A 24,359-nucleotide genomic window follows, 5' to 3' on the forward strand; every position below is an offset into this window, starting at 1 on the left:
GTCCGGCCGCCGCGGAGGGCGGGAGTGCGCCCGTCCCACCCGGGTCAGCCGGCGCCGGCGAGGTCGGGCACGGGTGCCGCTGCCGCCGCCCGCCGGTTCCACAGGAAGCCGACGGAGGCCAGGGCCAGACCGCCCAGCCCTGCGGCGACGAACCCCCAGCCGGGCGAACTGTGGTCGATGGCCAGCCCGACCGCCGGGCTGCCCAGCGCGAAGCCGATCCGGGTCGCCGCGTCCTGCATTCCCATCGCCTCACCCCGCACCCGGGCGGGGGCGAGCCTGCTGACGGACTCGGTGGTCGAGGCCAGGGTCGGGGTGCACAGGAGGTTCATCGGGACGAGCGCGAGCGCCAGCAGCCACCAGGGATCCGCGAACAGCCCGACAGGCAGCACCAGCAGTGCCATCAGCGCCATCAGCTTGCCCTGCGGCAGCGACCGCCGGACTGCTCCGTGCACCAGCCCGCCCGCGATCGAGGCCACCGCCATGAGGGCGATCACCACGCCCGTCCAGGCGACCTCCCCGTTCTCCCGCAGCGCGGCGAGCACGGCGATCTCGGTACCGATCAGGGTGAACAGCGCCCCGGTGGCGATCAGCAGGGTCCCGATCAGCCTGCCGTGCAGCCAGCTGCGCAGCGGGGGCCGGACGTCCTTCCGGTTGCGCACCGGCTCACCGGCGCCGCGGACCGGGGGGTTCAGCACGAACAGCGCGGTGGACGTCAGTGCGAAGCAGAGTCCGATGCCGGTGAGCGCCGTGCTGGAGGAGTACTGCGTGAGCAGCAGGACGCCCGCGGCCGGGCCGATCATGAACGAGGCCTCCACCCCGATCGAGTCCAGGGAGAACGCGGCCCGGAGCCGGTCCTGGGGAACCAGCGCGCTGAGCACCTGCCGGGAGAGGGAGCCCACGGGCACGGCGAACATCCCGGCAGGCAGCGCGATCAGCGCCAGTGCAGGGTAGGGCAGGTGCGGAACGCTCACCCAGAACGCGGCCGAACAGGTGCCGCAGACGGCGACCACCGGGCGCAGCCCGTACCGGTCGATCATCCTGCCCAGGGTGGGCGCGGCGAGCGCGCTGCCGACCATCACCATGGTGCCCAGCAGTCCGGCCGCCCCGTAGCCGCGACCGAGGGTGCCGACGGTGTGGAGGGTCAGCAGGATGCCCATGGCCGTCATCGGCAGCCGGGCGACGAACATCAGCAGCATCGACGTCCGCACCCGGGGAACGGCGAGCACGCGGCGGTACGGTTGCAGCGACATGACCTTGTTCAGTCCCCGTCCTGGTGGCTTCGGTGCCCGGTCGGGGCACCCGGTGCCGGGCGGTGTGGGCCGGCACCGCACAGTCTCCCCGCCGCGGGCCGGCCGGTGGTCACCGGGCGTCCGCGGCCGATGGGAGTCCGCACCTTCTGATGACAGGCGTGGGCTGTCCGACTTACCCTGACGTGTCGTACCGGCGCGGTGTTCGCCGCGTCGCCGCACGGTGCACAGGGGGGCGTGTGGGGGCAGAGGACGAGGACCGGGCACCGCCGCGAGCCGCCTTCTCCTGGCGTGCCCGCATCCGCGGCCGCCCGGGTACGGACATCGTGGGCGCCGCTGTGCTGGTGCCGGGGGGACGGCTGCTGACGTGTGCGCACGTCGTGGAGGCGGCGCTGCGGACCCCCCGTACCCCGGTGGCGCCCGACGGTACGGTGCTGGTGGACTTTCCCGCCGCCCCGGAGGGAGACGCGCCCTTGCGCGCCCGCGTGGCGGAGGACGGCTGGCTGCGCTCGGGGCCGGCGGGAGACCTCGCGGTGCTGCGGCTGCTGGAGCCGCTGCCCCCGGGGCCGGAGCCCGCGCCGACCGGCGGCTGCGGCCTGCGGGCGGGCTTCGAGGTGGCGGCGTTCGGCCACCCGCCCGCCGTGCCCACCGGGGTGTGGTCGCGGGCCCGGGTGGCCGGTGCGGGCGGTCCGCACCCCGGATGGCAGCAGCTCGACGGTCTCGGCGGAGGCGGTGCCAGGATGGAGCGGGGCTTCAGCGGCGCCGGGGCCTGGGACGTGGAGCGGAGCCGGGTGACCGGGGTGGTCGCCGCAGTCCTGGAGACCAGGGAGCCCGGTCCCACCGCGGTCGCCTGGATGATTCCGCTGGACGTCCTGCGCGGAACCCGGTTCGGCACGCTGTCCGCCGGGAATGCCGCGGGCGGGGGGAGTGCCGCCGCCGGCAGCACATCTCCGGCCGGGCTGTGGCCGCTGGTGGAGTGCCTGCAGGCGGTGGAAGCGGTGGGGGCGGACGGCGGGGCCGCTCTGCTGTCGCTCCTGCCGGGCAGGATCAGCGGCAGCATTCCACGACAGAGCAGACCGCACCTCCAGCTCTTCCACACCGTGCGCCGGTGCGGGGAGTTCGAGGACGGCCCGGCGGCCCTGGTGGAGGCCGTGCGGAGGATCGACGGGGAGACGATCGCGATGAAGCGTTTTGCGGACCTGGCCGGACGGACGTGGCCACGGCAGCTGGGCGACCATGAGTGAACTCCCGGCGGCGGACGACGCGGAGCTGCCGGTCCGGCTGGTCGACGCGCTGATGAAGGTCTCGGTGCTGGACGACCTCGAGAACCGCAGGCTGTGCACGTCCCTTGCCATGGACCGGCTGGGAGTGCGCCTGTCGGTGCCGGAACGGTCCGAGAAGCGGGTCCATGTGGTGGCGATGGTGCGGGCTTTCGGCACGGTGGACACCGGTCTGCGGGAGCTGACCGGCGCCGTGCACCACCTCGCCGGCTACGACCTGCCCTCCCAGCACGCGCTGGGGCTGGTCGATCCGGTGCTGCCGCCCGTTCTCGACGAGCCCGGCCGGCGCGAGCTGGCCGGGTTGCTGGCCGGGCTGGACCGCGGGACGGTGCCCGAGCTCCCCGCGCTCTACCACGCCGTGGCGGGCGACTCCTTCGGCCCGCTCCCGGGGGGCGTGCACACCGCCTGGGACGCGCACGAGCTGCTGGCGCACACCAACCGGCCGGCCGCCGCCGGTGCTTCGCGGAGCATGCGCTTCCTCCAGGAGCTGGCCGCCGTCCAGCGGCCGGAGCTGGGGGACCGGATCCGCAGCTGGGTGAGCCGTCAGGTGCGGGACTCCGCGGGGGACAGCACGGCGGCCCAGCGCGTGCTGGACGACGCCCGCCGGAACACCGGGAGCTGGCGGGACGCAGCGCGGAGCCCCGCCCATCTGCTGATCCGGCTGTATCCCTCCACCAGCGCCGCCGAACGCGTCCATGTCACCTGCTGGACGAACACCGGCGAGGAGTGGGCGCCCCGCCGGCGCGACGACCGCACCGTGCCGCGCGCCGAAGTGCGGCAGCACGTGGCGGCCCTGGTGGACCGGGAGGAGATCCGGCTGCGGGAACACCGGGGGGAGGTGGTGCTGGAGTTCATCCTGCCTGCCTCCCTGATGAACGAGCCGGTGGAGAACTGGCCCCGGGCCGGAGCCTTCCCGGCCGGCCGGCCCTGGGGCAGTGATGACGGCGGGCCCCCGCTGTGGCAGGACTACGCGGTCGTGGTGCGCAGTCTGGAGCGCATCGAGGCCCTGCAACTGCACCGGGTGTGGAACGAGCGCTGGGACGTGCTCAGAAGCGGGGTCGGCAGCGCCCGCGCGCATCACTGCGCACAGGGCGACGGAGCCCGTCGGAACCAGCTCTACGCGCGGCTCAAGGAGAACGCGGACGTCGTGCTCATGGCGCTGGGCTCACCGCCCGACGACGAGCACGGGAGGAACGAGCTGTTCACCGGCCTGCAGGCCGGTCTCCCCCTGTTCGTCTGGAGTCACCGGGGCAGCCTGGCCGCCCCCGCCCGGTCGGTCGTCGAGGCGCTGCTGGAAGCCCGGTTGAGCGAGTTGCCGGAGCGGCTCAGGCCCTTGCGCTCGCCTCCCGGGACGCGGGATTATGAGTCCGGGGACTCCACCAGTTCTCGTATCGCCGTGCTGTGGGACGACCCGGACCGGCTCCCGGAGATTCCGGCGCCGGTGACCTGATATTCGGTGCGGTGACGCTCCGTCGGTCCGGTCTCACGAATTCGTACCCTGCCGCCCGACGCAACGTCTAAGGTGAACCGGCCGAGGGTGGCCGGCGCACCTGTCACCGGACCAGCACGATGACCGAGCAGCATCCGGACGCCGGCGGGGTGCTCGCCGGCGGACCCGTCCGCATCCCGGGAGAGGCGGTGGCCATGAGCGGCGATGACGCTGAAGAGGACCGGCCGCAGGGCGCAGCGGCGGTGCCCGGCGCCGGGGACGATGCCTGGTGGATCTACCGGGGCACGGGAGTTCCCTCCGAGGAGGCACGCCCGCTTGCCGAGGTGCTGCCCCCGCCACCCCCGTGGCGCGACTTCGACGGCGGTCCGGTGATTTCCGGCCCGCCGCCGCCGGACGAGGCCGAGACCCGGCGCCGGCTGGGGGTGCCCGGCGACGCGCACGCGCCGGCCGCGGAAGAGGCCGACATGGTCAACGCCGCGATGTTCCTGCGCCGGCCGCTGCTGGTGACCGGTCCGCCCGGTATCGGGAAGTCCAGCCTGGCCTACCGGATCAGCCGGGAGCTGGGGCTCGGAAAGGTCCTGCGCTGGACGATCACCAGCAGATCCACGCTCACCGAGGGCCTTTACAGCTACGACGCGATCGGGCGGGTGCAGGACGCCGCGGCCCGCGGCGCGCTGCGGGGCCTTCCCGGCCCGGACGGCCGGTTACCGGAGGCGGACGGCGCCGGCCCGGAAGCGGCGGACACGGACGGCACCCGGAGCATCGGTGACTTCGTGCAGCTCGGCCCGCTGGGCACCGCGCTGCTCCCCCGGGAGGCACCGCGGGTCCTGCTGATCGACGAGTTCGACAAGGCGGACACGGATCTCGCCAACGACCTGCTCGGTGCCTTCGAGGACGGTGAGTTCCGCATTCCGGAGCTCGCCCGGGTCCGCTCCCGGCTGCCGGAGGCCGAGGTCCACACCGACGACCCCGAAGGGACGGCCGTCATCCGCCACGGCGCGGTGCGCTGCCGTGCCTTCCCCGTCGTGGTCATCACCAGCAACGGCGAACGCAGCCTGCCCCCGCCCCTGCTGCGCCGCTGCCTGTGCCTGGACATGCCCCCGCCGGACGAGCGGAGGCTCGCCGCCATCCTGGCGGCGCAGTTCGGGGCGGGGGCGGGGGACGAACGGGCGGCGATGATCCGTGACTTCCTCGCCCGGTCCCGGGTGACCGGGACGCTCGCCGCCGACCAGCTGCTCAACTCCGAGTACTTGCGCACTGCTCCCACGGGCCCCGGCCAGGAAGCCTGGGACCGCCTCCTGCACGCCCTGTGGCAGCGGCTCGACGAAGTTGGCCCTGGATGACTCAGCCGCCCTCGCCGAACGGCCTGGGGAGCAGCACGGTGCCGGGTACCGCCCCGCGCGCCGGGAAGCGCGCTGACCCCCTGTGGTACGAGGCGGGGGAGGCGGTATGGCTCGCCGCCCAGCGGGAGCGGCTGCTGCGGGAGGCGGCGGCGCAGCCCGGCGGCCCCGTCCCGGACAGTGCGGAGGAAGCCCCCGGCGCGGATGTTCCGGAGCCCGGCCCGGTCACGGAGCCGGAGCTGTCCGCGGACCCGGGGCCCGCCGGGCAGCCGGTGGACCCCGAACCGCGTGACGGCCCGGAGCCGGGGCCGGAGCCGTGGGTGCGGACGGGGGGCGAGCCGGGCCCGGACCTTCCCGGTCCGATCTCCGGCCCGCTCCTCACCCCGGGAACAGACGTCCGGCCGGCGGTCCTGGTCCGGCGGCCTGCGGCGGACCCCGGCCCGGGCCGGGCCCGCGCGGTCGAGCAGGCCCTGCGGCCGCTGCGGCGCCGGCTGGTGTCCCCGTCCGCCCCCGTCCTCGACGAGGAGGCGACCGCTGCCTCGGCCGCCGAGTACGGTGTATGGCTGCCCCGGTTCCGGCCGGGCACCGAACGCCGCCTGTCGGTGTCCCTGGTGGTGGACTCCCGCGGCTCGATGCGGCTGTGGTCCCGGACCGCCGAGCGGTTCGCGGCCGCGCTGGGCGGATCCGGGGCCTTCCGGGATGTGCGGCTGCACCGCTGGTCGCCCGGGGACGCGGTGGCGCTGCGGGCCGGCCCACCCGGCCGCCACATGGTGCTGGTCCTCACCGACCTGCACGAGAGCCGGTGGAGCGACGGAAGCGGTCTGCGGCGCATCGCCGCGTGGGCGGAGCACGCCCCGACCGCGGTGGTGAGCGTGCTGCCGGAGCATCTGTGGCCGCGGATGGCCACCGTCCCGCGCCGGGCCCGGCTGACCAGTCCGGGCCCGGCCGTCGCCAACAGCCGGTGGTCCCGGGCCGCCGACGACTTCGCCTTCCCGCCGGACGACGGAGCGGGGCCGTGGTACCCGGACCGGCCGGGTGCGGTGCCGGTGCCCGTGCTCGAGCTCACTCCCGAGGCGCTGCACGGCTGGGCCCGGTTCGTCAGCGGCGACGCCCTCACCGGTTACGTCACCCGGACCGTTCCGGCCTCCGCCGACAGCCCGGTGTTCCTGCCGGCGTCGTGGAGCATCGCCGCGGCCCGGACCCCGCCGGCCGATCTGGTACGGGCGCAGCGCGCCCGGCTGTCACCGACCGCCTACCGGCTGGCCCTGCTGTGCGCGGCCGTGCCGGTCAACCTGACGCTTCTTCAGCTCCTGAGCCGGGAGCTGGCGCCGGAGGCCCGTACCTGGCACCTCGCGGAGCTCCTCTTCAGCGGGCTGCTGCGCAGTGCCGGACCGGACCCCGGCGTGCCCCGCCCGGCCCGGGTCGAGCTGGAGTTCGCCGAGGGAGTGCGCGAGGAGCTGCTGGCCGAGGGAACCCGGGGGGAAACGGCCCGGGCCATGAGGGTCGCCTTCGGACACCTGGCGGAGGTGATGCCCGGCACGGACGGCGCGTCCCTGCGCCGCCTGCAGGCGCTGGTCGCCGACCCGAGCGAGGCGGACCGGCTCCCGCTGGCCCGCCTGCGCCCGTGGCTCGAGCCGGCCCTTCCCGCTTTCACCGCGCTCGACGGGCAGTTCACCGTCCTCGCGGCCGAGATCGGCGGCCGGCTGGCCGAGGAGGACACGGCGCGGATCGCGGAGGAGACCGTACCGGCCCCCGGGGCGGGCGGGCGGGGGGTCGTGGACGGAACGGACCGCACCGGTGAAGCTGGTGTCGGAGCAGATACGCCGAGTGATAATTTGGACGGCCCGGAACCCGCCGCCGCCCCCGCGGAGGCAGACGAGGATGCCGGACCGTCCGGAGAGAGAGGGAACGTGTCCGTGGGCGTGCAGCAGTCCGGCCCCGCCGGGCCAGGAGGTGGCGGGCCGCGCAAACCGCCGCCCGTCTGGGGCAATGTCCCCCCGCGGAACCGCGCCTTCACCGGCCGCGGTGCGCTGCTGGACGAGTTGCACCAGCGTCTGCAACAGGGGACCACCGCGGTCCTGCCCGAGGCGCTCCAGGGGATGGGCGGGGTCGGCAAGTCCCAGCTCGCCGTGGAGTACGTCTACCGGCACCTGCACGAGTACCAGGTCATCTGGTGGATCCCGGCCGAGCAGCCGCAGCAGATCCGGCAGGTCCTCGTCGAGCTGGCCGCCCGCCTCGGCCTGCAGACGGGCGGCGGCGAGGCGAGCACGGCCGTGCCCGCCGTCATCGAGGCGCTCCGCGTCGGCGAGCCCTACAAGAACTGGCTGCTCGTCTTCGACAACGCGGAGGACCCCAGAGAGGTGAGTCAGTTCTTTCCCACCAACGGCTCCGGGCGCATCCTGGTGACCTCGCGCAACGCCCGGTGGGCGACCGCGGCCCGCCCGCTGGAAGTGGACGTCTTCACCCGCGAGGAGAGCCGCCGGCTCCTCCAGTTGCGCGCGCCGAGCCTCGACGACGGGACCGCCGACCGGCTGGCCGAAACCCTCGGAGACCTTCCCCTGGGGGTCGAGCAGGCTGCGGTGTGGCTGGCCGAAACCGGCATGCCTGCTGACGAGTACCTGCGCCTCTTCGAGCAGCAGGCGTCCGAACTGGGACTGAGCGATCCGCCGGTGGACTACCCGCGGTCGGTCGCCGCGGCCTGGAATGTCTCCCTCGAGCGGCTTCGCAGGAATCACCCCGCCGCGCTGCAACTCCTCCAGGTGTGCGCTTTTTTCGCCCCCGAGCCGATCTCCCGGCGGCTGCTCACCGGGGTCCGGGACGCCCCCGTGCCGCCCGAGCTCGCCGCCGCGCTCAGCGACCCCATCCGGCTGAGCCGCGCCATCCGGGAGATCAACCGGTACGCGCTGGCCCGGATCAACCACAGCACCAACACCATCCAGCTCCACCGGCTGGTCCAGCGGGTGCTGATCACCCAGATGCCCGACGCGCTGAAGACACAGATGCGCAACGGCGCCCACGGGCTGCTCGCCAAGGGGGATCCCGGGGAGCCGACCGCCTCGCACCAGTGGCAGCAGTACGGTGAGCTCCTGCCGCACGTCCTCGCCAGCGGCGCGGTGCACTCCACCGATCCCTGGGTGCGGCAGCTCGTCCTCAACATGATCACCTACATGTATTCCTGGGGGGATCACGCGGGCTCCCTGGAGCTGGCCGAACGCGCCCACCGCAGCTGGCGCACCGTGGAGGGGGAGCGCAACGAGCACGTACTGCAGGCCGCGAAGCTCCACGCCGACGCGCTGCGGGTGCTCGGCCTCTACCGCCAGGCCTACGATCTGGACGCGGAGACGCGCCGGCTGATGACCGAGACGCTGGGTCCCGAGCACGAGGCCACTCTGGAGATCACCAGCATGCTCGCCTGGGACCTCCGGATGCGCGGGCAGTTCCGCAGGGCCCTGGAGCTCGACCAGGAAACCTTCGAGGCGACCCGGCGGCTGTTCGGCCCGAACGACATCTCCACGCTCATCGTGGCGCATCGGGTGGCGCTCAATCTGCGGCTCACCGGTTCGTACGACGAGGCGCTGGAGATGGACCGGGACACCCACCGCCGGAAGGTGGAGGAGCTCGGGGAGAACGCCCTGTCCACCCTGTCCACCCTCGCGGCCATCGTCCTCGACCTGCAGGGCATCGGCAGCTACCTCGAAGCCCGGGACCTGCAGAAGGACGTGTCCAGCCGTTACGAGTACAACTACGGGGCCACCAACCCCAGCACGCTGGCCAGTTACCGCGGCCTGGCGGTGACCGAGCGGCGGGCGGGGCGGCACGACGAGGCGAGGGAGCTGTCCACCAAGGTGCTGTCGCAGCTGCGCAGACGCTACGGCGACAACTACCCCCAAACACTGGCCACCCTGCTCGCCCACTCCGTCGACGTGCGCTACAGCGGAGAGCTGCACCGGTCGGTGGAGCTGAGCGAGCAGTCATGCAAGAGATACGACCAGATTTTCGGGCCGGAACACCCCCACACACGTGCCGCCCAGGTCAACCACGCGGTGGGTCTCCGGCTCCTCGGCCGCAGCTTGGAGGCCAAGGAGCTGAACGAGCAGGCCAGGGCCTCCATGGAGGAGACGCTCGGGCCCGACCATCCGAACGTGCTGGCCTGCGCCACGAACCTCGCCGTCGACCTGTACGAGCTGGGCGAGGTGCAGAAGTCCGTCGAGCTCAGTACCCGCCTCCTGGAACAGGGCAGGCAGGTGCGCGAGGACCATCCCGGCACCTCCGCGGCCGCCGTCAACCTGGCGCTCGGGCTGCGTCAGCTGGGCAGGGGCGAGGAGGCCGACGCGCTGCTGGCCGCCACGCTGGAGCGCTATCGGCGGACTCTCGGCCCGGAGCATCCGGCCACCGCCGCCGCCGCCGAAGGCAGACCGGCGAACTGCGACATCGATCCCATCCCGCTCTGAGGGCCGGTGCTCACGGCCGCTCGCACATCCCGGGGATCCGCCCGATCCAGTCGGCGACCGTCACCGGATCGGGCGGTCTGCTGCTCCGTCCGGCGGCCTGCTGCCAGACGGCCCGGACCACCTCGGGCCGTTGCAGCAGGGCCCCGGCGGCGGCCCGGTCCCCGTTTCCGCCCAGCGCCAGCCCGAGTCCCGCCCACGCGGCGGCGCTGCCGGGGCGTTCCAGGAGTGTGCTGCGGTAGCCCCGGGCCGCCCGGCCCAGGGCTCCGCTGAGCAGCGCGAGGTCGGCGGAGACCAGGGCGGGGTGCCGTCGCGCGCTGTAGAGCGCGCCGTGGGCGTGCGCGGTCAGGGCCTCGGGTTCCGCGAGCAGCACCCGCCGCAGCTCGTCCCGCGGGTCGGGGGAGGCGAAGCGCACGGGGGAGCGCAACCGGGAGGAGACGCCGGCCACCGTCCGGGGGTCGGTGCCCCGCAGCCACTCGTCGGCGAGCTCCCGCACCCGGCCGGGGTGGTGCGGGCGGGTGTGCCTCGCCCGCCAGACGGCCCGCAGGTCGGCGGCCGCGGAGCGGGCCAGCGCGAGCGGCCGGGCGGGCACCGCCTCGTCCGGCCAGCCGGCGGTTTCCGCGGCCAGCCGGTCGACGAACCGCCGGCCCGGGGACGTGAGAGCGTCGCCGGTGAGCAGGGTGCGCAGCGCCTCCCTGACGGCCGCACCCGCCGCGGCGAACTCGAAATGCGCCAGCTCGGCCTCGGCGCCGGTCAGGGTCTGACGTTCGGTGCGCCAGAACTCCGCGATCCCGGCGAACGCGTAGGTCCCGTGCAGCAGGCCGGACGGCGGCCTCGGGTCGCCCCGCCAGGGCGCGTAGAGCAGCAGCGGGCCGTGTTCCGGGGTGCTGTCCCGGCACAGCGGCAGCTGATGGTCCAGGCCGTTGAGGGCGGAGTGCCGCGCCTCGTGCAGCAGCGTGACCGCGAGCTCCACGGCATCGCGGGGCAGCGAGACGAGGGCGCTTCCGTACGCCTCGCTGAACGAGGCGCTGGCGGTCCGGAAGCGCGGCGCCGCCGGCAGCGGCACCACGGAGCGCAGCACGCCGCTCAGCATGCCCGCGGCACGCGGATGCCGTCCCCGCAGCAGTGCTCCGGCCTCCCGCAGCAGTCCCGCCCACCGGTCGGCCTCCGGGGAGGTGAGCGCCGGCGGTTGCCGTCCCGGGGAGCGGAAGTCCCGGTAGGGGTCGAGGTCCTCCAGCGCCACGGGCACGGCGCGCTCGCTGACGTGCCAGGAGACCGAACGCAGCGGCTGCCATCCGGAGCCCGCCCGCCGCAGGTCGGAGGGAAGGCACAGGTGCCGGTCGCCGGCGGTCACCACGGCCGGACCGGCCCCGGCCGAGGACAGCCGCAGCCCGGCCACGGCCGCACCGCCTCCGGCAACTGCGCGGAGCAGGGCGGGCGGCAGCCTGATCCGGCCCAGCGTGGGCAGCGTGATCCCGCCGTCCCGGACCGGCAGCAGGGTGGTTCCCGCGACTCCGGCCCGCAGGGCGGCGGTCGCGGCCAGGGTGTGCAGGTAGCCGAGCTCCTCCCACAGGGGGACTTTCGTTTCGGTGGCCCGGCCGGGAACACCGTCCCCGCCGAGCCGCTCCAGGACGCGCACCGCCCACACGCCGGTGCCGGCGTGGTCGAGGATCCCGGCGACCACATCGGGGCGGACCTGTTCCGCACGGGACAGCAGTTCCATGGCAGCACGCAGCGGCGGCAGCGGGGCCGCCGTTCCCTCGCCCGCTGCCTCCATGACCGCCCGCAGCATCAGCAGTCGGCGGCTGCGCTCGGCGAGCCGGAGGCGCTGAGCCGCGTCCGGCCCCAGACTGCCGGCTGCCAGCCGGTCGAGATCGGCCGACGGCGTGCGGTGCCGCGCCGGCCTCGGCCCGGAATTGGTCGGTGACCTGGGCATCCGGCAGCTCTAGAGCGGGTCGCCGGCACACCCGGTGGCCAGGTGCGGACTCCCCTCGCCGCCACCGTCGGCCTGGACCGCCGCGCGTTCTCGCAGGTGCCTGACCAGAGCGTCCAGCGCGTCCACGACCAGCGGGTCACGAAGGCTCATCACCTCCCGGAGCCCGCAGTGGCTGAGATCGACGAGATCGGTCTCGAACTCGGTCGCAGAAGTACTCACTTCCTGCTTCCCCCTGACGGTCTGCCGATGCCGGGTCGGAGTCGTACACCTGTGCTCTTTTTCATAGTGGACTGCGGGTTGCTCTCTGGAAAGAGCGCAGGGAAGCCACAGGGGCCGGAACCGGCCGATCCGCTCGGGGTTTTTGCGACAAAGCCCCTCATCGTGCCACCGCCTTCGCTACCGTTCGCCGTGACATTTCCGGCGGCGCGCCCCGAGGTGTGCCAACGAGGGGGCTCAATGGGTGAGTTACTGCGGTTCGAGCTGGACAACGGTGGGTCCGTGGTCGCCGAGACGGATCGTCCCGGGCCGGGGGTGGTCGAGGCGGCCGGCACCGCTGACGTGGTGGCGCGCGCCACCGGGTCGTTCGAGGCCGCTCTCGAGGGCGTCCGCAGCGCGGCTGCCTCCGCGCTGCAGAAAATGAGCGATCTGCCCCAGCGTCCGGACGAGGTGTCGATCGAATTCGGCATCCAGCTCGACGCCGAGGTGGGCGCCGTCCTCGCCCGCACGGGCGCCCAGGGGCATCTCCAGGTCCAGCTGACCTGGCATCGGCCCTCCGCCGACGGCGAGGCCCGGGAATCCGACTCGGTGCAGCGCCGTTGAGCGGGAGGAGGCAACGGCAGCGCCGCGTCGGAAGGGACGGCGCTGCCGGGCGGAGCCGGAGGGGGGAAGTCCGGATCCACGGCTGTGAACCTACCCTAACGAGAGAGTCGATTTGTGGTCGACGGCGGTCCGGCGCGGGGCGTCCGGCGGCGGGCCGCGCGCGTGCGGCGCCCGTCCCTGTGCCGACGGTGCGGCAGGCCATCGCCGCCTTCCAGGCCGAGTCGTCCGGAGACATCGACCGGACCACCATGCTGCTGCTCGGCACTCACCTGGGCTCCTGCAACCGGCTCGGTGTGCTGGACACTTCGGAAGCCGCTGAGGCCCTCGCCCGGTGGTTCGGCGACCGCTGGGACGCCCGGGGCGGCCCGGCCAGGGAGCGCGCGCTGGCCACCCTCTGCAGAGCCGTGGACTTCTGGGGTGCCCGCGGCTGGCTGACGAGGGATCCGGCGGCGGCTCTCCGCTGCACGGGTCGTACAACGCGGGGCCGCCGTGCCTCAAGGAGGTCGCGCATCCCGCCGAGGGAGACAGGGCTTCCGCGTGGCGCTCAACACCTCCGCAATATCACGAAATAGGCTGTGTACAGCTGCCTGAACCGGCAGACTTTCTCTGTCTCCTGTTCGCTGTCCCGCTCCCGCGTCCGCAGTTCCGGAGGTATCCGTCATGGCCGTTGTCGCCGACCGGCTCGCCGCCCTGGTCCGTCAGGCGCTGGGCGGGCCCCTGCCGATACGGATCCGCGCCTGGGACGGCAGCGAGGCGGGTCCGGCAGACGGTCCCACGCTGGTCATCCGGCACCGGAGGGCGCTGCGCCGCCTGGCGTGGAAGCCGGGCAAGCTGGGTCTCGCGCGGGCCTGGGTGGCGGGGGACATCGATGTCGAGGGCGACCTGTACGAGGCGCTGGACCGCGTCGCCGGGGTGATCTGGGTCCGGCCTGCGGACCGGGACGCGGGTGGCCCGGCCGCTCTGCGGGCCCTCAGGGCCCTGCGTGACCCGCACACTCTCCGGCTGAGCCGGGAGGTGCTCGCGCTCGCCGGGCCGCCGCTGCCGCCCGCGCCGCCGCAGGAGGAGGTCGTCCGACGCCACGGCATCCTGCACAGCCTGCACCGGGACCGCGTGGCCATCAGTCACCACTACGACGTGGGCAACGACTTCTACGAGCTGGTCCTGGGGCCCTCCATGGTCTATTCCTGCGCCTACTGGGAGAACGGTGGGGCACCCGGGGGCACCCTGGAGGCCGCGCAGCAGGCGAAGCTGGATCTGGTCTGCCGGAAACTCGCGCTGCGGCCCGGACAGCGGCTGCTCGACGTGGGCTGCGGCTGGGGCTCGATGGTGCTCCACGCCGCCCAGCACTACGGGGTGAACGCGGTCGGCGTCACCCTCTCCATGGAGCAGGCCACCCGGGCACGCAAGCGGGTGGCGGAGGCCGGCCTCACCGACCGCATCGAGATCCGGGTGCAGGACTACCGGCACATCGAGGACGGCCCCTATGACGCCGTCTCCTCGATCGGCATGGCCGAGCACGTGGGATCGGCGCAGTACCGCGCGTACGCCGATGCACTGCACAGCCTCCTGCGGCCCGGCGGCCGGCTGCTCAACCACCAGATCGCCCGCCGCCCGGAGGCCGACGGGGAGAGCTACCGCGCGGACGAGTTCATCGACCGGTACGTCTTCCCGGACGGTGAGCTGGCTCCGCTCGGCAGGACCGTTTCGCTCCTGGAGCGGGCGGGCTTCGAGGTGCGGGATGTCGAAGCCCTGCGTGAGCACTACGCCCTGACACTGCGGGCCTGGGTGGCCAACCTGGAGGCGCACTGGGACGACGCCGTGGCTCTGACGTCCCCGGGGCGGGCACGGGTCTGGCGCCTCTACATGGCGGCGTCGGCGCTCTCTTTCGAGCGCAACGCCCTCGGCGTCAACCAGGTCCTCGCCGTCCGCACGGTCTCCGGCGGGGACTCCGGTATGCCGCCTTCCCGCGGACTCTGGCCGCCCCCGGGGGGAGCGGAGTGATGCCCTTGACGGCCTGGCCTTCGTCTCATGCCGGGGGGTGGCCCTGCGGAAGGATTCTGGTGGCCGGCCGGACGGAAATGGAGTACCGGGAAACTCTCCGGTAGCGTCAAAGTATGAGTCATCCCCATCCCAAACTTGGACCGCCCCCTCGCCTGCCCGAGAACGGGCTCAGGATCATCCCCCTGGGTGGCCTGGGCGAGATCGGTCGCAACATGACGGTCTTCGAATACGGCGGGAAGCTCCTCGTCGTCGACTGCGGTGTGCTGTTCCCGGAGGAACACCAGCCCGGGGTGGACGTGATCCTTCCGGACTTCACCGCGATCCGGGACCGCCTGGACGACATCGTCGCCATCGTCCTGACCCACGGCCACGAGGACCACATCGGTGGGGTGCCGTACCTGCTGCGCGAGCGGCAGGACATTCCGGTGGTCGGTTCGCGGCTGACTCTGGCCTTCCTGGACGGCAAGCTCAAGGAACACGGCATCAAGCCGCGGAAGGTCACGGTCACGGAGGGGGAGCGGCGCGGGTTCGGCCCGTTCGACTGCGAGTTCATCGCGGTCAACCACTCGATCCCGGACGGTCTGGCCGTCGCCCTGCGGACCGGTGCGGGGCTGCTGCTGCACACCGGCGACTTCAAGATGGACCAGTTCCCGCTGGACGAGCGGATCACCGACCTGCGGGCGTTCGCCCGGCTCGGTGAGGAAGGGGTGGACCTCTTCCTCACCGACTCCACCAATGCCGAGGTGCCCGGGTTCACCACCTCGGAGCGTGACCTGACGCCCGCTATCGAGCAGGTCTTCCGCACCGCGCCGCGTCGGGTCATCGTCTCCAGCTTCGCCAGCCATGTGCACCGCATCCAGCAGGTGCTGGACGCCGCCCACGAGCACGGCCGGAAGGTCGCCTTCGTGGGCCGGTCGATGGTCCGCAACATGGGCATCGCCAGGGAGCTCGGGTATCTCAAGGTTCCCTCGGGCCTGGTGGTCGACGTCAAGGAGCTGGAGAAGCTGCCGGCCAAGAAGGTGGCGCTGGTGTGCACCGGCTCGCAGGGCGAGCCGATGGCGGCGCTGTCGCGGATGGCCAACCGTGACCACATGATCCGGGTCGGGAAGGGCGACACGGTGCTGCTGGCCAGCTCGCTCATCCCCGGCAATGAGAACGCCATCTACCGGGTCATCAACGGGCTGAGCCGCTGGGGCGCCAACGTGGTGCACAAGGGCAACGCCAAGGTGCACGTCTCCGGCCACGCCAGTGCCGGCGAGCTCGTCTACTGCTACAACATCGTCCGCCCCCGGCACGTCATGCCGGTGCACGGCGAGTGGCGGCACCTGCGGGCCAACGGCGACCTCGCGATCGACACCGGCGTCGACGCCGACAAGGTCCTCATGGCCGAGGACGGTCTGGTGGTGGACCTGGTCGACGGACGCGCGGCCATCACCGGCAAGGTGCCCGCCGGGTACGTCTACGTCGACGGCATGACGGTCGGCGGTGCCACCGAGGCCACCCTGAAGGACCGGCGCAACCTGGCGGAGGAGGGCGTCCTCACCGTGGTCGCGATCGTCGACACCGACACCGGTGCCCTGGTCGAGCCCCCGGACTTCCTGGCCCGTGGTTTCGTCCACGACGAGGCCACCTTCGCCGCCGTCATCCCGGTGATCGAGAAGACCCTCGCCTCCGCGGCACAGGAGGGGGTGGGGGACGCCGTCCAGCTGGAGCAGCTCATCGTCCGCTCCGTGGGCAACTGGGCGTTCCGTACCTACCGTCGCAGGCCGATGATCATCCCGATCATCATCGACGCCTGAGACCGGTGGCCGGGGCCGCCGTACCGACGTCCCCGGCTCGCGAACGGACGAGGGCGAAGCGCCTGGGCTTCATGGAAGGCCTTCGCCCTCAGTGCCGCCCCCGGGGGCGCCGGCGCACGGGAGGGCCTCCCCGGGAACGGGCCCCGGGTCAGGCCCGTCCGGGGAGCTTCCCGGTTGCGTAGCCCATGTCCCAGGCCCGCACCGCGATACCCACCCGATTGCGCACCCCGAGCTTGCGCTGAATGCTCGCGATGTGGGTCTTCACGGTGCCGGCGCTGATGAACAGTTCCCCCGCGATGTCGGCGTTGGTCTTTCCGCCGGCGACCAGGCCGGCGATCTCCGCCTCCCGCTGGGTGAGGGAGTCCACCGGCGGCTTCCCGTCGTGGGACCGGCCGCTGACATGCTTGAGCAGCCGCACGGTGACGGAAGGGCTGATCAGACTGTCACCGCTCATCGCGGCCCGCACCGCCTCCACGAGCAGCACGGGGCCGCACCGCTTGAGCAGAAAGCCCGACGCGCCGTTCCGCAGCGCCGGGTACACGTACTCGTCGAGGTCGAAGGTGGTGACCACGACGACACGCACGGGATGGGTGGCATGGGGCCCGGCAAGCAACCGGGTCAGCTCCAGACCGTCCATGCGGGGCATCCGGACATCGACCAGCGCCACGTCCGGCCGCAGCTCCCGGGCCAGCTCCAGCGCCTGGACGCCGTCGGCGGCCTCACCCACGACTTCCATGCCGGGCTGGCTCTCCAGAATCCGGCGCATCCCCCGGCGGGCCATCTCCTGATCGTCCGCGATCAGCAGCCGAATCGTCATAACGGCCATCTTCCCATCGTGCGGGGGTGGTAGCGCCCCACTGCCGCCGACCGGACCCGGCCGGCGGCAGTTTCCGGACAGGGCGGGTCAGCCGGCTTCCTGGGCTTCTCTGAGACTCCGGGGGCGCATGTCCGTCCAGTGGGTGTTGACGTACTCCACCGCCGACTCCCGGTCGGTCCCGCTCAGCACCGGCGACCATCCGTCGGGTACCGGGCTGAACGAGGGCCACAGCGAGTGCTGGCCCTCGTCGTTCACCAGCACGTGGAAAGTGCCGTCAGGGTCGTCGAAGGGGTTGGTGCTCATGGGAAGGCTCCGTTCTTGTCCGTTCCGAATCTGTCCACTGATCCCGCGCGCGCCTCCAGCCCGTCCGTCAGGCTCGGCGGTTGCAGTTCATATCGGTCGCTTCGGAGTCCATCAGGGTCTGACTGCTGCGCAGCAGGGCGAAGCCGAGCGGCGTCAGCGCGTGCAGCGCGGTGTTGCGGTTGCGCAGGGTGGTGATGAGCCCCGACTTCCGCAGGATCGAGGCGTGCTTGCTCGCTCCCGCCATGGAGAGCCCCAGTTGCTTGGCGAGCTCCCCGGTGCTGCGGCCTTCGGTCAGCGCCAGCAGGGCGGCGGCCCGCGTGTGGCCGACCAGCGCCCCCAGGATGTCCGTGCCGAAGCTCCGCGTCTCCCGGAGATCGACCTGGCCGCTGACATTGATCGGAAAGGCCACGACGGAGCTCTTCTCTTCCCACCAGTGCTCGATGAACACGCATTCGAGACGGGGCAGGAAAAAGGAAGGGCTGAGCATGAGCCCGCGCCCGTCGAGAGTGACGTCCCGGTCCGGGAGGCCGTGCACCTCCAGTACGGAGGAATTCCAGCGTATGCGCGGGTGCAGGGAATTCAGCAGGCTGCCGATTCCGTTCGTGGCGATCACTCTGCCGCGGGTCTCACGGAATCTTTCGAGTCTGCCCTGGACGTCGCTCCAGTACGGGAGAACGGCCGCCTCGGCGAAAGTGACCAGGGAGGCGAGGGCTCTGTCGTCCACAGCGCTCGACGGGCGTCGCTCGTCGATGGGCCTCGTCCTTCCTCCCAGTGGCTTGAGCAGGTCATCCACGGACTCAGGCGTGTCCGTCATGTTCTGGTAGGTCAGGGCTGAGCACCCGAGTCTTCGGGTCACATCGGTGCGCCACCGATGAAAATTCGTACCGCCGGCCTGGCGGAACAAGCGTAGCCCGAACACCCCCTCGGCCATCGGGCTCAGCCCGGCCGACAAGTGCGACAGTGCAAGCTCATCGGCGGTGAAATGGATACGTAACACGCGGCTCCCCCCCATTACTGGATGTATAAGAACATCAATCGTGCAATGAATAGCCCCCGTGCAGAGTCTCGGCATAAGAGAACACGTAGCCGTCGCCGGTTTCCACCGGAGCCAGCGAAGCGAAGTCGGGTCCCAGGACGTCGAAGAGGTCCAGCTCCGCCGTCCCCTTCCAGATCTCGGAGAACTCGACATCGCCCACCCGGGACGCCACCAGCCGGTCCGTCCGGTCCCCGGATCCGGTCCAGTCCGGGAAGCTGAGCGTGTGGGCGAGCGGCACATCGTGCAGGGTGGGAGGAGTGTCGGTGGTGGTGGTCAGTTCGACGCGGGCCTCGGCCGCGCGACGGCCGAAGACCGACAGGTTCCCGGCGAAGCGTCCACCCGGGGCGAGCCGCGGGCCCGCGCGCCCCACGGTGACCGGCCGTGACTGGTGTATCGAGCCGAACTGCTTGGGCATGCCCTGCACCCAGCCGCGCACCATCGGCACGGCCTGGTCGACCCAGACGAACGGGCTCCGTGCCATCGGCCTGCCGTTGTGGGAGCACCCGAGCAGGATCAGGAACTCGGCGAAGCCGTTCCGGGCGGGATCGTCCAGCTCCGCCCCGGACTCCGAGCACCACTGCCACTCGGCGAACACTGCGGCCGCGGCCCCCGGGTCAGGGCCTGCCGACAGCCCCTGAGGCAGAAACGCCGCGGCGGCCGCGGGGTCGGCCCGGTACTCGACCATGACGACCTCACCTGAGAAGTGCCAGGGCGGAGGTGTGATCATGGATGCTCCCCCGGATGGCGAAAGCGGCAGGCTGTAGCCCACGGGGCTGCCGGCCGAGTCGGGAGCGGCGCTGTCCGGCCGGTGAACCAGATGAGGCACTGATTATCTCCTGTTGTCGGTTGTTGACCGCGGACCCCAGGCTTCGGCCAGCCGGCCGGCGGCCTCCTGGAGCCCGGTCGGTGAGGTCAGGCTGTAGGCCACCCGCAGACGCGGGCGGGACATCGGCCCGAAGCGCGAACCCGCCGCTACCCGGACTCCTGCGTCTTCCGCCGCGGCCAGCAGTCCCGCCTCCGGCCGGTCCCCGCGAGGACGCAGCCACAGGAAGAACCCCCCGGCGGGCACGGTGAATTCCACCGCGCTGCCCACGGAGTCCCGCAGCGCCGCGGCGAGGGTGTCCCTCCGCAGCCGCAGCCGTTCCCGGAGGAACGCGAGATGCCCGTCGTACGCGCCGCCGTCCAGCAGCATGCCGACGGCCATCGCCGTGGTGTGGTTGAGCGACCCGCCGCTCCGGAACAGCGCGTGCCGCGCCAGCCGGTCGGCCGTCGCCGGATCGCTCAGCAGCCAGCCGAGACGCAGGCCGGGAGCCAGCGTCTTGGCGAAGGTGCACAGCCGGACGACGCCGTGGTAGCCCGAGAGAGCGGCGAAGGAAGGGGGCCTGCCTTCTCCTGTGAGGTCCAGCTCCGCGTAGGCGTCGTCCTCGACGATCAGCAGACCGCACTGACCGGTGACGGCGAGGAGCTCCCGGCGGCGGGCCACCGGAATCGTCCGCCCGGTGGGGTTGTGGAAAGTCGGGTTCAGGTAAAGGAAGGCACCACGCCTGCCGTCCCGGCCGGCCTCGGCCAGCGCAGCCTGCAGCCCGTGGGGCGTGATGCCGCTGCTGTCGGTCTCCGCCCGGTACAGCGCCAGACCGCAGTCCCGCAGGATGTCCTGCCCGTAGTCGTAGCAGCTCTGCTCGACCACCACCGCGTCGCCGGGGGAGGCGACGGCGGTGGCGAGCAGGAACAGCGCCTGCGAGGTGCCCGCGGTGATGACGACGTGCTCCGGCCCGCAGGGCTCCCCGTCCTCCCCGGCCGCCCGCCGGGCGAGCAGCTCACGCAGCGGATCGGCACCCGGGTCGTGCCCGTAGGCGAGCGCCGCCGGGCCGTAGACATCCAGGGCCCGGCCGTACGCCTGCCGCAGCAGATCCACGGGCAGCAGCTCCGGCGCCAGGTAGCCGGGGCCCAGATCCTGGACCCCGGGGGGTGCCACGGCCTGGACGATGCCGGGACGCCACGGTGTCACCTGCTCCGCGCCGGTCCCCGGGCTGGAGGTGGTGACGCCCGGAGCGCGGGGCAGGGTGGGGTGGCGGCTCACCGGGCTTCCAGCACGGCCCGGAGCGCGTTCACCGACCTCTGCAGCGACTCCGGGTCGCGTGCCAGGGCGAGGCGCAGCGTGTGGTCGCCCTCGGAGTGCCGGGCCCAGTGGAACTGGCCACAGGGCAGTGCGTACACGTTGTGCTCCTGCAACGTCATCCAGACGTCCTGGCCGAGCCGGTCGCCGACGTGCACCCGCTCGACGCTCACCCGGCTGTCCGGGTCGGGGAAGCTGACGCCGTCGAGCCCGGTCAGTGTCTCCCGCACCAGCCGGCGGTTGGCGTCGATGAAGTCGTGCAGGTCCTCGAGACCGCCCTCGGCGGCGTCCACGGCGAAGCGCCGGGCGAGGACCAGGACCAGCGGGGAGACGCCGAGCAGAATGTCGGAGTAGATCTTGTCCACCGGCAGGCCGAGGTTCTCGGAGCCCACCAGCAGCCCGACCTTGAGGTCCAGGGTCGGCCAGAGCTTCCCGGTGTCCTCGATCACGGCCCACCGGCAGCCGCTGTCGTTGAGCACGGCGTAGTGGTCGTAGTGGGCGCGCGGGTCGAAACCGCGGAAGGAGGTGTCCAGTGCGAGTATCACGTCGTGCTCGGCGCACTGCTCGGCGATCCGGCGCAGCCGTTCCTCGCCGAGCACCCGGCCGGTGGGGTTGTTGGGGGTGGTGATGAAGATGCAGCCCACCGACTTGAGCAGCTCGGGGTCCAGGTCCGCGGTGTGGAGCGGGTCCTCCTCCAGGGGCACCAGTCGCAGGCCGTTGCCGCGCAGCAGGTCCGCTATGTTGTCGAACGTGGGGTGCAGCAGAGCCACTGTGCTGATCCTGCTGACGAGGGCCCGGGAGAGTATCTCCATCGCCACGGAGGACGAGTAGCAGCTCAGCACCCGGCCGGGGCCGGAGGGGTAGGAGTGCTGCCCCAGAAGGGTGAAGTACGCCCGGTGGGCCTCTCGCTCGATCTCCGCGACGGGGCGCTGTTCACCCTCGGTGAAGATGAGGGGGAGCTCGTCGATGACCTTGCTCTGTCCGGGGGTGAGGGCCTGCCGGGCGTGGCCGTCCGCCACGTTGAGCTCACTGTTGAGCGCGAGAAACTCCCACTCGGTGAGGTTTCTGACCTTGGCGCTGGGGGTGCCGGGTTCAGTTGTTCGGCCCGCGCTGCGCACGTCCATCTCCATACCTCTGTCCATTCGTCCAATGGGCTGATGCCGGATCGGGTGGTACCGGGGTTCTGTCGGGTGCCGCGTGGGGGGTCGTCTAGTAGATGACCCGCGAGGTGGCGCTGAGCCTGGACGCACGTGACTTGCGCAGGTCCCGGGCCACGTTCAGCCTGCGGAGCCAGCGGTCGGTGCCGTCGAACCGCGCGCGGAACGGCTTGCGTCCATGCACGACGCGGTAGTTGTCGAGAAAGCAGATGTCACCCGGTGTCAGGGTGACTCCGGTCATGGCGGAGTCCAGCGCCCGGCAGATGACATCGAGGACGCGCTGCTCGTCTTCGCCCTGCACTCCCTGCATGTAGTGCGGGTCGATCACGACGTACGGGTCGTCCGGGTCACCGAAGAGGACGGCGGTGGGCTCGGGCGACTCGAGGGACCGCTCGACGTGTTCCAGACTGCGCCGGCGCAGTTCGCTGACGCGCGGGTGGCCGTCCTCGTCCTCTTCTCCGCGCAGCCGGTGCGAGGCGTCCGGGAGGATGCGGAACCGGGGCTGGGAGAGCATCTCCCGGGTCTCGTCGTCGATCTCGATGTCGGCCACGTCGGCGACGGTGGTCTCGACCTCGTCCGGGTTGCGCAGGCACATCAGCGCCACGTAGTCCGTGCGCAGCAGGTGGAAGGCGTCCTCGGTGTGCCAGGCGAGGGTCTCCGCGCTGCCCCAGCCGATCTGCTCCGACTCGTGCGCCGCGATCGGGTACACGTCGTGCATGATGCGGCCGTCCTGCTGGGTGGCCCAGCCGATCGGCTCCCCGAGCAGGCCGGCCGCCAGGTAGAACGCGATGTCCTGGCGGAGCGAGGCGGACGGCGTGGTCTTGCCGGTGCGTTCGGTGGGGGTGGCGCCGAGGGCCGCGTCCTCCACGGGCAGGCCCTTGATCACCAGGGTGCCGGTGCTCTCGGACGACCGGAACTCGTGCAGCGTCCGGCGGAGAGGGCGGGGCAGTTCCTCGGAATAGATGCGGGCCTCGCGCTGGAACTCCGGGGACTCGACGCTGTCGTACCGTCGCAGGAGCTGCTCGGTCAATTCGTCGATGGTCGCGATGTCGTCGGGTAACAACTGATAGGTCAGCATGGAGGCACTTTCCGCTTCGGAGACGGTTGGCGCAGGACCGAAGGCCCTGTGAGGATTCTTGTTCGAGTGGTGAGCGAGGGCCATCAGATTGAGTCACGGGTTAAGCTACTGTCGGGTAGTAGTCCGTCCCGTGTATCTTCCTCCCGCGATTTCACCGGGGAATGGACGGGAATTTCCGGAGTGTGGGGCTGAGCGTGGTGAACACCGCGACCACGACGAGGCAGGCGGCACAGGCCAGTACTCCGGAAGCGTCTCCCCAGGGCAACATCATGAAAAGCGCCCCGATGAGAGGGCCCAGTGCCCCCGCGCCGCCCGAGCAGAAGCTGACGATGCCGCTGAGCCGGCCGCGCAGTTCGTCCGGGGTCACCATCAGCTGATAGGTCATCAGCGTGGTGTTGGCGACGGGTGCCAGCAGGGCCGCGGCGCCCAGCAGCACACCGAGGGCTATGCCGCTGGGGACCAGCGCCATGGCGCCGGTGGTGGCCGCCGCGGTCCAGGAGAACCCGAGAATGATGACCGAGGCGGGGAGCGCGGCGTGCAGCCGCGCGGCAATCAGCGCACCGCAGACACCGCCGATGCCCAGGCAGGTCATCATCAGTCCGGTCTCACCGGCCCCGATGCCGTCCTGGTGCGCGGTGGCCAGAATGATGATGATCAGGGCGCTGAAGAACAGATTGGACGCCATGATCCACAGCATGGTGACGCTGAGTATGCGGTTGCCCGTGATCCAGCGCAGTCCGGTCAGTGCCTCCTGGAGCATGCCGGTGCGGCCCTCGGCGGGCTGCCCCCTGTCGGTCCCGATTCCCTCGTCCCCGGTGCCGTCCGCCGGTCCGTCCGGGCCGCCTTCCGGTTCGCCCGGCGCGGGAGCGCCCCGGCGGGGCAATCGCAGCCAGAACAGCGCCAGGAACGACACGGCGATCATGAGCGTGTTTGCCAGGAAGGGATGCACCGGATTGATGGCGAAGAGCAGACCTGCCGCGGCCGGGCCCAGCAGCATCGCGATGTACGGCCGCGCCATGTTGCGGGCCACCGCCGTCGGCATCTGGGACTTCGGCACCACCTGGGGCATCGCCGCGGTCTCCGCCGGATCGAACATCGAACCGAGGATGCCCTCCACCACCACCACGACCAGGACCAGGGTGAAGGAGTAGGCGTCCATGGCCAGGGCGACCGCGAGACCGCCGAGCGCCAGGGTCCGCAGACCCTGGCAGATCAGCATGGTCAGGCGCCGGTCGTAGCGGTCGGCCACCACCCCGGCCGGAACCACCGCGACCATGTGGGCGGCCGCCATCAGCGAAGCCGCGATCCCCATTTCCAGCGGAGAACCGGAGTGCCACAGGATCAGCAGCGGGAAGGCGACCGACGCCACCTCGAGGACGAGGGCGGAGAAGAACTGGCCGGTCCAGAGAATGTTGTAGTTGCGGTTCCGGGAAAGCGGAACAACGTCAGCCGCTTCCTCCCCGGCTTCCTCCGGTGCCTCCCGGGGAGTGCTCGGTGGGCTGTCACGCTCATGCGCATCTGTTGTCGTCACG

At 72.0% G+C, this 24,359-nt stretch carries 18 protein-coding genes; 7 read left to right on the forward strand and 11 right to left on the reverse strand.

Annotation, left to right across the window (positions count from 1 at the left end):
- Nucleotides 1–44: 44 nt before the first annotated feature.
- Nucleotides 45–1,250 carry an MFS transporter gene (locus tag PJ985_RS12140; protein WP_271683689.1) on the reverse strand — a complete coding sequence of 402 codons (1,206 nt, stop codon included), beginning with the start codon at nucleotides 1,248–1,250 and terminating at the stop codon, nucleotides 45–47.
- 236 nt (nucleotides 1,251–1,486) lie between these two features.
- Between PJ985_RS12140 and PJ985_RS12145 the strand changes: the two genes are divergently transcribed.
- The 4 genes from PJ985_RS12145 (at nucleotide 1,487) to fxsT (ending at nucleotide 9,768) form a co-directional block, all read left to right on the forward strand.
- Nucleotides 1,487–2,491 carry an effector-associated domain 2-containing protein gene (locus tag PJ985_RS12145; RefSeq protein ID WP_271683690.1) on the forward strand — a complete coding sequence of 335 codons (1,005 nt, stop codon included), beginning with the start codon at nucleotides 1,487–1,489 and terminating at the stop codon, nucleotides 2,489–2,491.
- Nucleotides 2,484–3,977, forward strand: coding sequence for a VMAP-C domain-containing protein (locus PJ985_RS12150; RefSeq protein ID WP_271683691.1), 1,494 nt, complete (start codon nucleotides 2,484–2,486; stop codon nucleotides 3,975–3,977). Before PJ985_RS12145 ends, PJ985_RS12150 begins: the two co-directional genes overlap by 8 nt.
- 119 nt (nucleotides 3,978–4,096) lie before the next feature.
- Nucleotides 4,097–5,320, forward strand: coding sequence for an AAA family ATPase (locus PJ985_RS12155; protein WP_271683692.1), 1,224 nt, complete (start codon nucleotides 4,097–4,099; stop codon nucleotides 5,318–5,320).
- Complete coding sequence (gene fxsT / locus PJ985_RS12160) at nucleotides 5,317–9,768, forward strand: FxSxx-COOH system tetratricopeptide repeat protein (protein WP_271683693.1); 4,452 nt, start codon at nucleotides 5,317–5,319, stop codon at nucleotides 9,766–9,768. Before PJ985_RS12155 ends, fxsT begins: the two co-directional genes overlap by 4 nt.
- A gap of 10 nt (nucleotides 9,769–9,778) precedes the next feature.
- Here fxsT and PJ985_RS12165 read toward each other — a convergent pair whose 3' ends face one another.
- Together PJ985_RS12165 and PJ985_RS12170 are read right to left on the reverse strand one after the other, a co-directional pair.
- Complete coding sequence (locus PJ985_RS12165) at nucleotides 9,779–11,701, reverse strand: HEXXH motif domain-containing protein (protein ID WP_271683694.1); 1,923 nt, start codon at nucleotides 11,699–11,701, stop codon at nucleotides 9,779–9,781.
- Nucleotides 11,702–11,710: 9 nt separating this feature from the next.
- On the reverse strand, nucleotides 11,711–11,920 hold the full coding sequence (locus tag PJ985_RS12170) for a hypothetical protein (protein ID WP_271683695.1): 210 nt from the start codon (nucleotides 11,918–11,920) through the stop codon (nucleotides 11,711–11,713).
- 237 nt (nucleotides 11,921–12,157) lie between these two features.
- Here PJ985_RS12170 and PJ985_RS12175 point away from each other — a divergent pair, with 237 nt between their 5' ends.
- The 3 genes from PJ985_RS12175 to PJ985_RS12185 all read left to right on the forward strand — a co-directional run bounded on the left by PJ985_RS12175 (nucleotide 12,158) and on the right by PJ985_RS12185 (nucleotide 16,320).
- Nucleotides 12,158–12,520 carry a CU044_2847 family protein gene (locus PJ985_RS12175; RefSeq protein WP_271683696.1) on the forward strand — a complete coding sequence of 121 codons (363 nt, stop codon included), beginning with the start codon at nucleotides 12,158–12,160 and terminating at the stop codon, nucleotides 12,518–12,520.
- Between the two features lie 660 nt (nucleotides 12,521–13,180).
- Nucleotides 13,181–14,521, forward strand: a complete 1,341-nt coding sequence (locus PJ985_RS12180; protein ID WP_271683697.1) for an SAM-dependent methyltransferase — start codon at nucleotides 13,181–13,183, stop codon at nucleotides 14,519–14,521.
- Nucleotides 14,522–14,634: 113 nt separating this feature from the next.
- The gene (locus PJ985_RS12185) at nucleotides 14,635–16,320 is read left to right on the forward strand and encodes a ribonuclease J (RefSeq protein ID WP_271683698.1); all 1,686 of its coding nucleotides are present in this window, start codon (nucleotides 14,635–14,637) and stop codon (nucleotides 16,318–16,320) included.
- A gap of 148 nt (nucleotides 16,321–16,468) precedes the next feature.
- On the opposite strand, the gene PJ985_RS12190 is transcribed toward PJ985_RS12185, so the two are convergent.
- The 8 genes from PJ985_RS12190 to PJ985_RS12225 form a co-directional block, all read right to left on the reverse strand.
- A complete protein-coding gene (locus PJ985_RS12190; RefSeq protein WP_271683699.1) occupies nucleotides 16,469–17,137 on the reverse strand; it encodes a response regulator in 669 nt (222 codons plus the stop codon).
- 87 nt (nucleotides 17,138–17,224) lie between these two features.
- Entirely contained in the window at nucleotides 17,225–17,440 is a 216-nt protein-coding gene (locus PJ985_RS12195; RefSeq protein WP_271683700.1) for an MbtH family protein, read from the reverse strand.
- A gap of 67 nt (nucleotides 17,441–17,507) precedes the next feature.
- A complete protein-coding gene (locus PJ985_RS12200; RefSeq protein ID WP_271683701.1) occupies nucleotides 17,508–18,254 on the reverse strand; it encodes an ArsR/SmtB family transcription factor in 747 nt (248 codons plus the stop codon).
- A gap of 217 nt (nucleotides 18,255–18,471) precedes the next feature.
- On the reverse strand, nucleotides 18,472–19,302 hold the full coding sequence (gene mppR / locus PJ985_RS12205) for an enduracididine biosynthesis enzyme MppR (RefSeq protein WP_271683702.1): 831 nt from the start codon (nucleotides 19,300–19,302) through the stop codon (nucleotides 18,472–18,474).
- A gap of 3 nt (nucleotides 19,303–19,305) precedes the next feature.
- The gene (locus tag PJ985_RS12210) at nucleotides 19,306–20,556 is read right to left on the reverse strand and encodes an aminotransferase class I/II-fold pyridoxal phosphate-dependent enzyme (RefSeq protein ID WP_271683703.1); all 1,251 of its coding nucleotides are present in this window, start codon (nucleotides 20,554–20,556) and stop codon (nucleotides 19,306–19,308) included.
- Nucleotides 20,553–21,722: an enduracididine biosynthesis enzyme MppP gene (gene mppP, locus PJ985_RS12215; RefSeq protein ID WP_271683704.1), complete on the reverse strand. Its 1,170-nt coding sequence runs from the start codon at nucleotides 21,720–21,722 to the stop codon at nucleotides 20,553–20,555. Before mppP ends, PJ985_RS12210 begins: the two co-directional genes overlap by 4 nt.
- Nucleotides 21,723–21,801: 79 nt before the next feature.
- Nucleotides 21,802–22,827 (reverse strand): guanitoxin biosynthesis L-enduracididine beta-hydroxylase GntD, encoded by a 1,026-nt coding sequence (gene gntD, locus PJ985_RS12220; protein WP_271683705.1) that lies wholly within the window; start codon nucleotides 22,825–22,827, stop codon nucleotides 21,802–21,804.
- 151 nt (nucleotides 22,828–22,978) lie between these two features.
- On the reverse strand, nucleotides 22,979–24,358 hold the full coding sequence (locus PJ985_RS12225) for an MFS transporter (RefSeq protein ID WP_271683706.1): 1,380 nt from the start codon (nucleotides 24,356–24,358) through the stop codon (nucleotides 22,979–22,981).
- Nucleotide 24,359 lies beyond the last annotated feature (1 nt).

Origin of the sequence: Streptomyces sp. ACA25, assembly GCF_028200735.1 — a bacterium.
Taxonomy (GTDB): Bacteria; Actinomycetota; Actinomycetes; order Streptomycetales; family Streptomycetaceae; genus Streptomyces.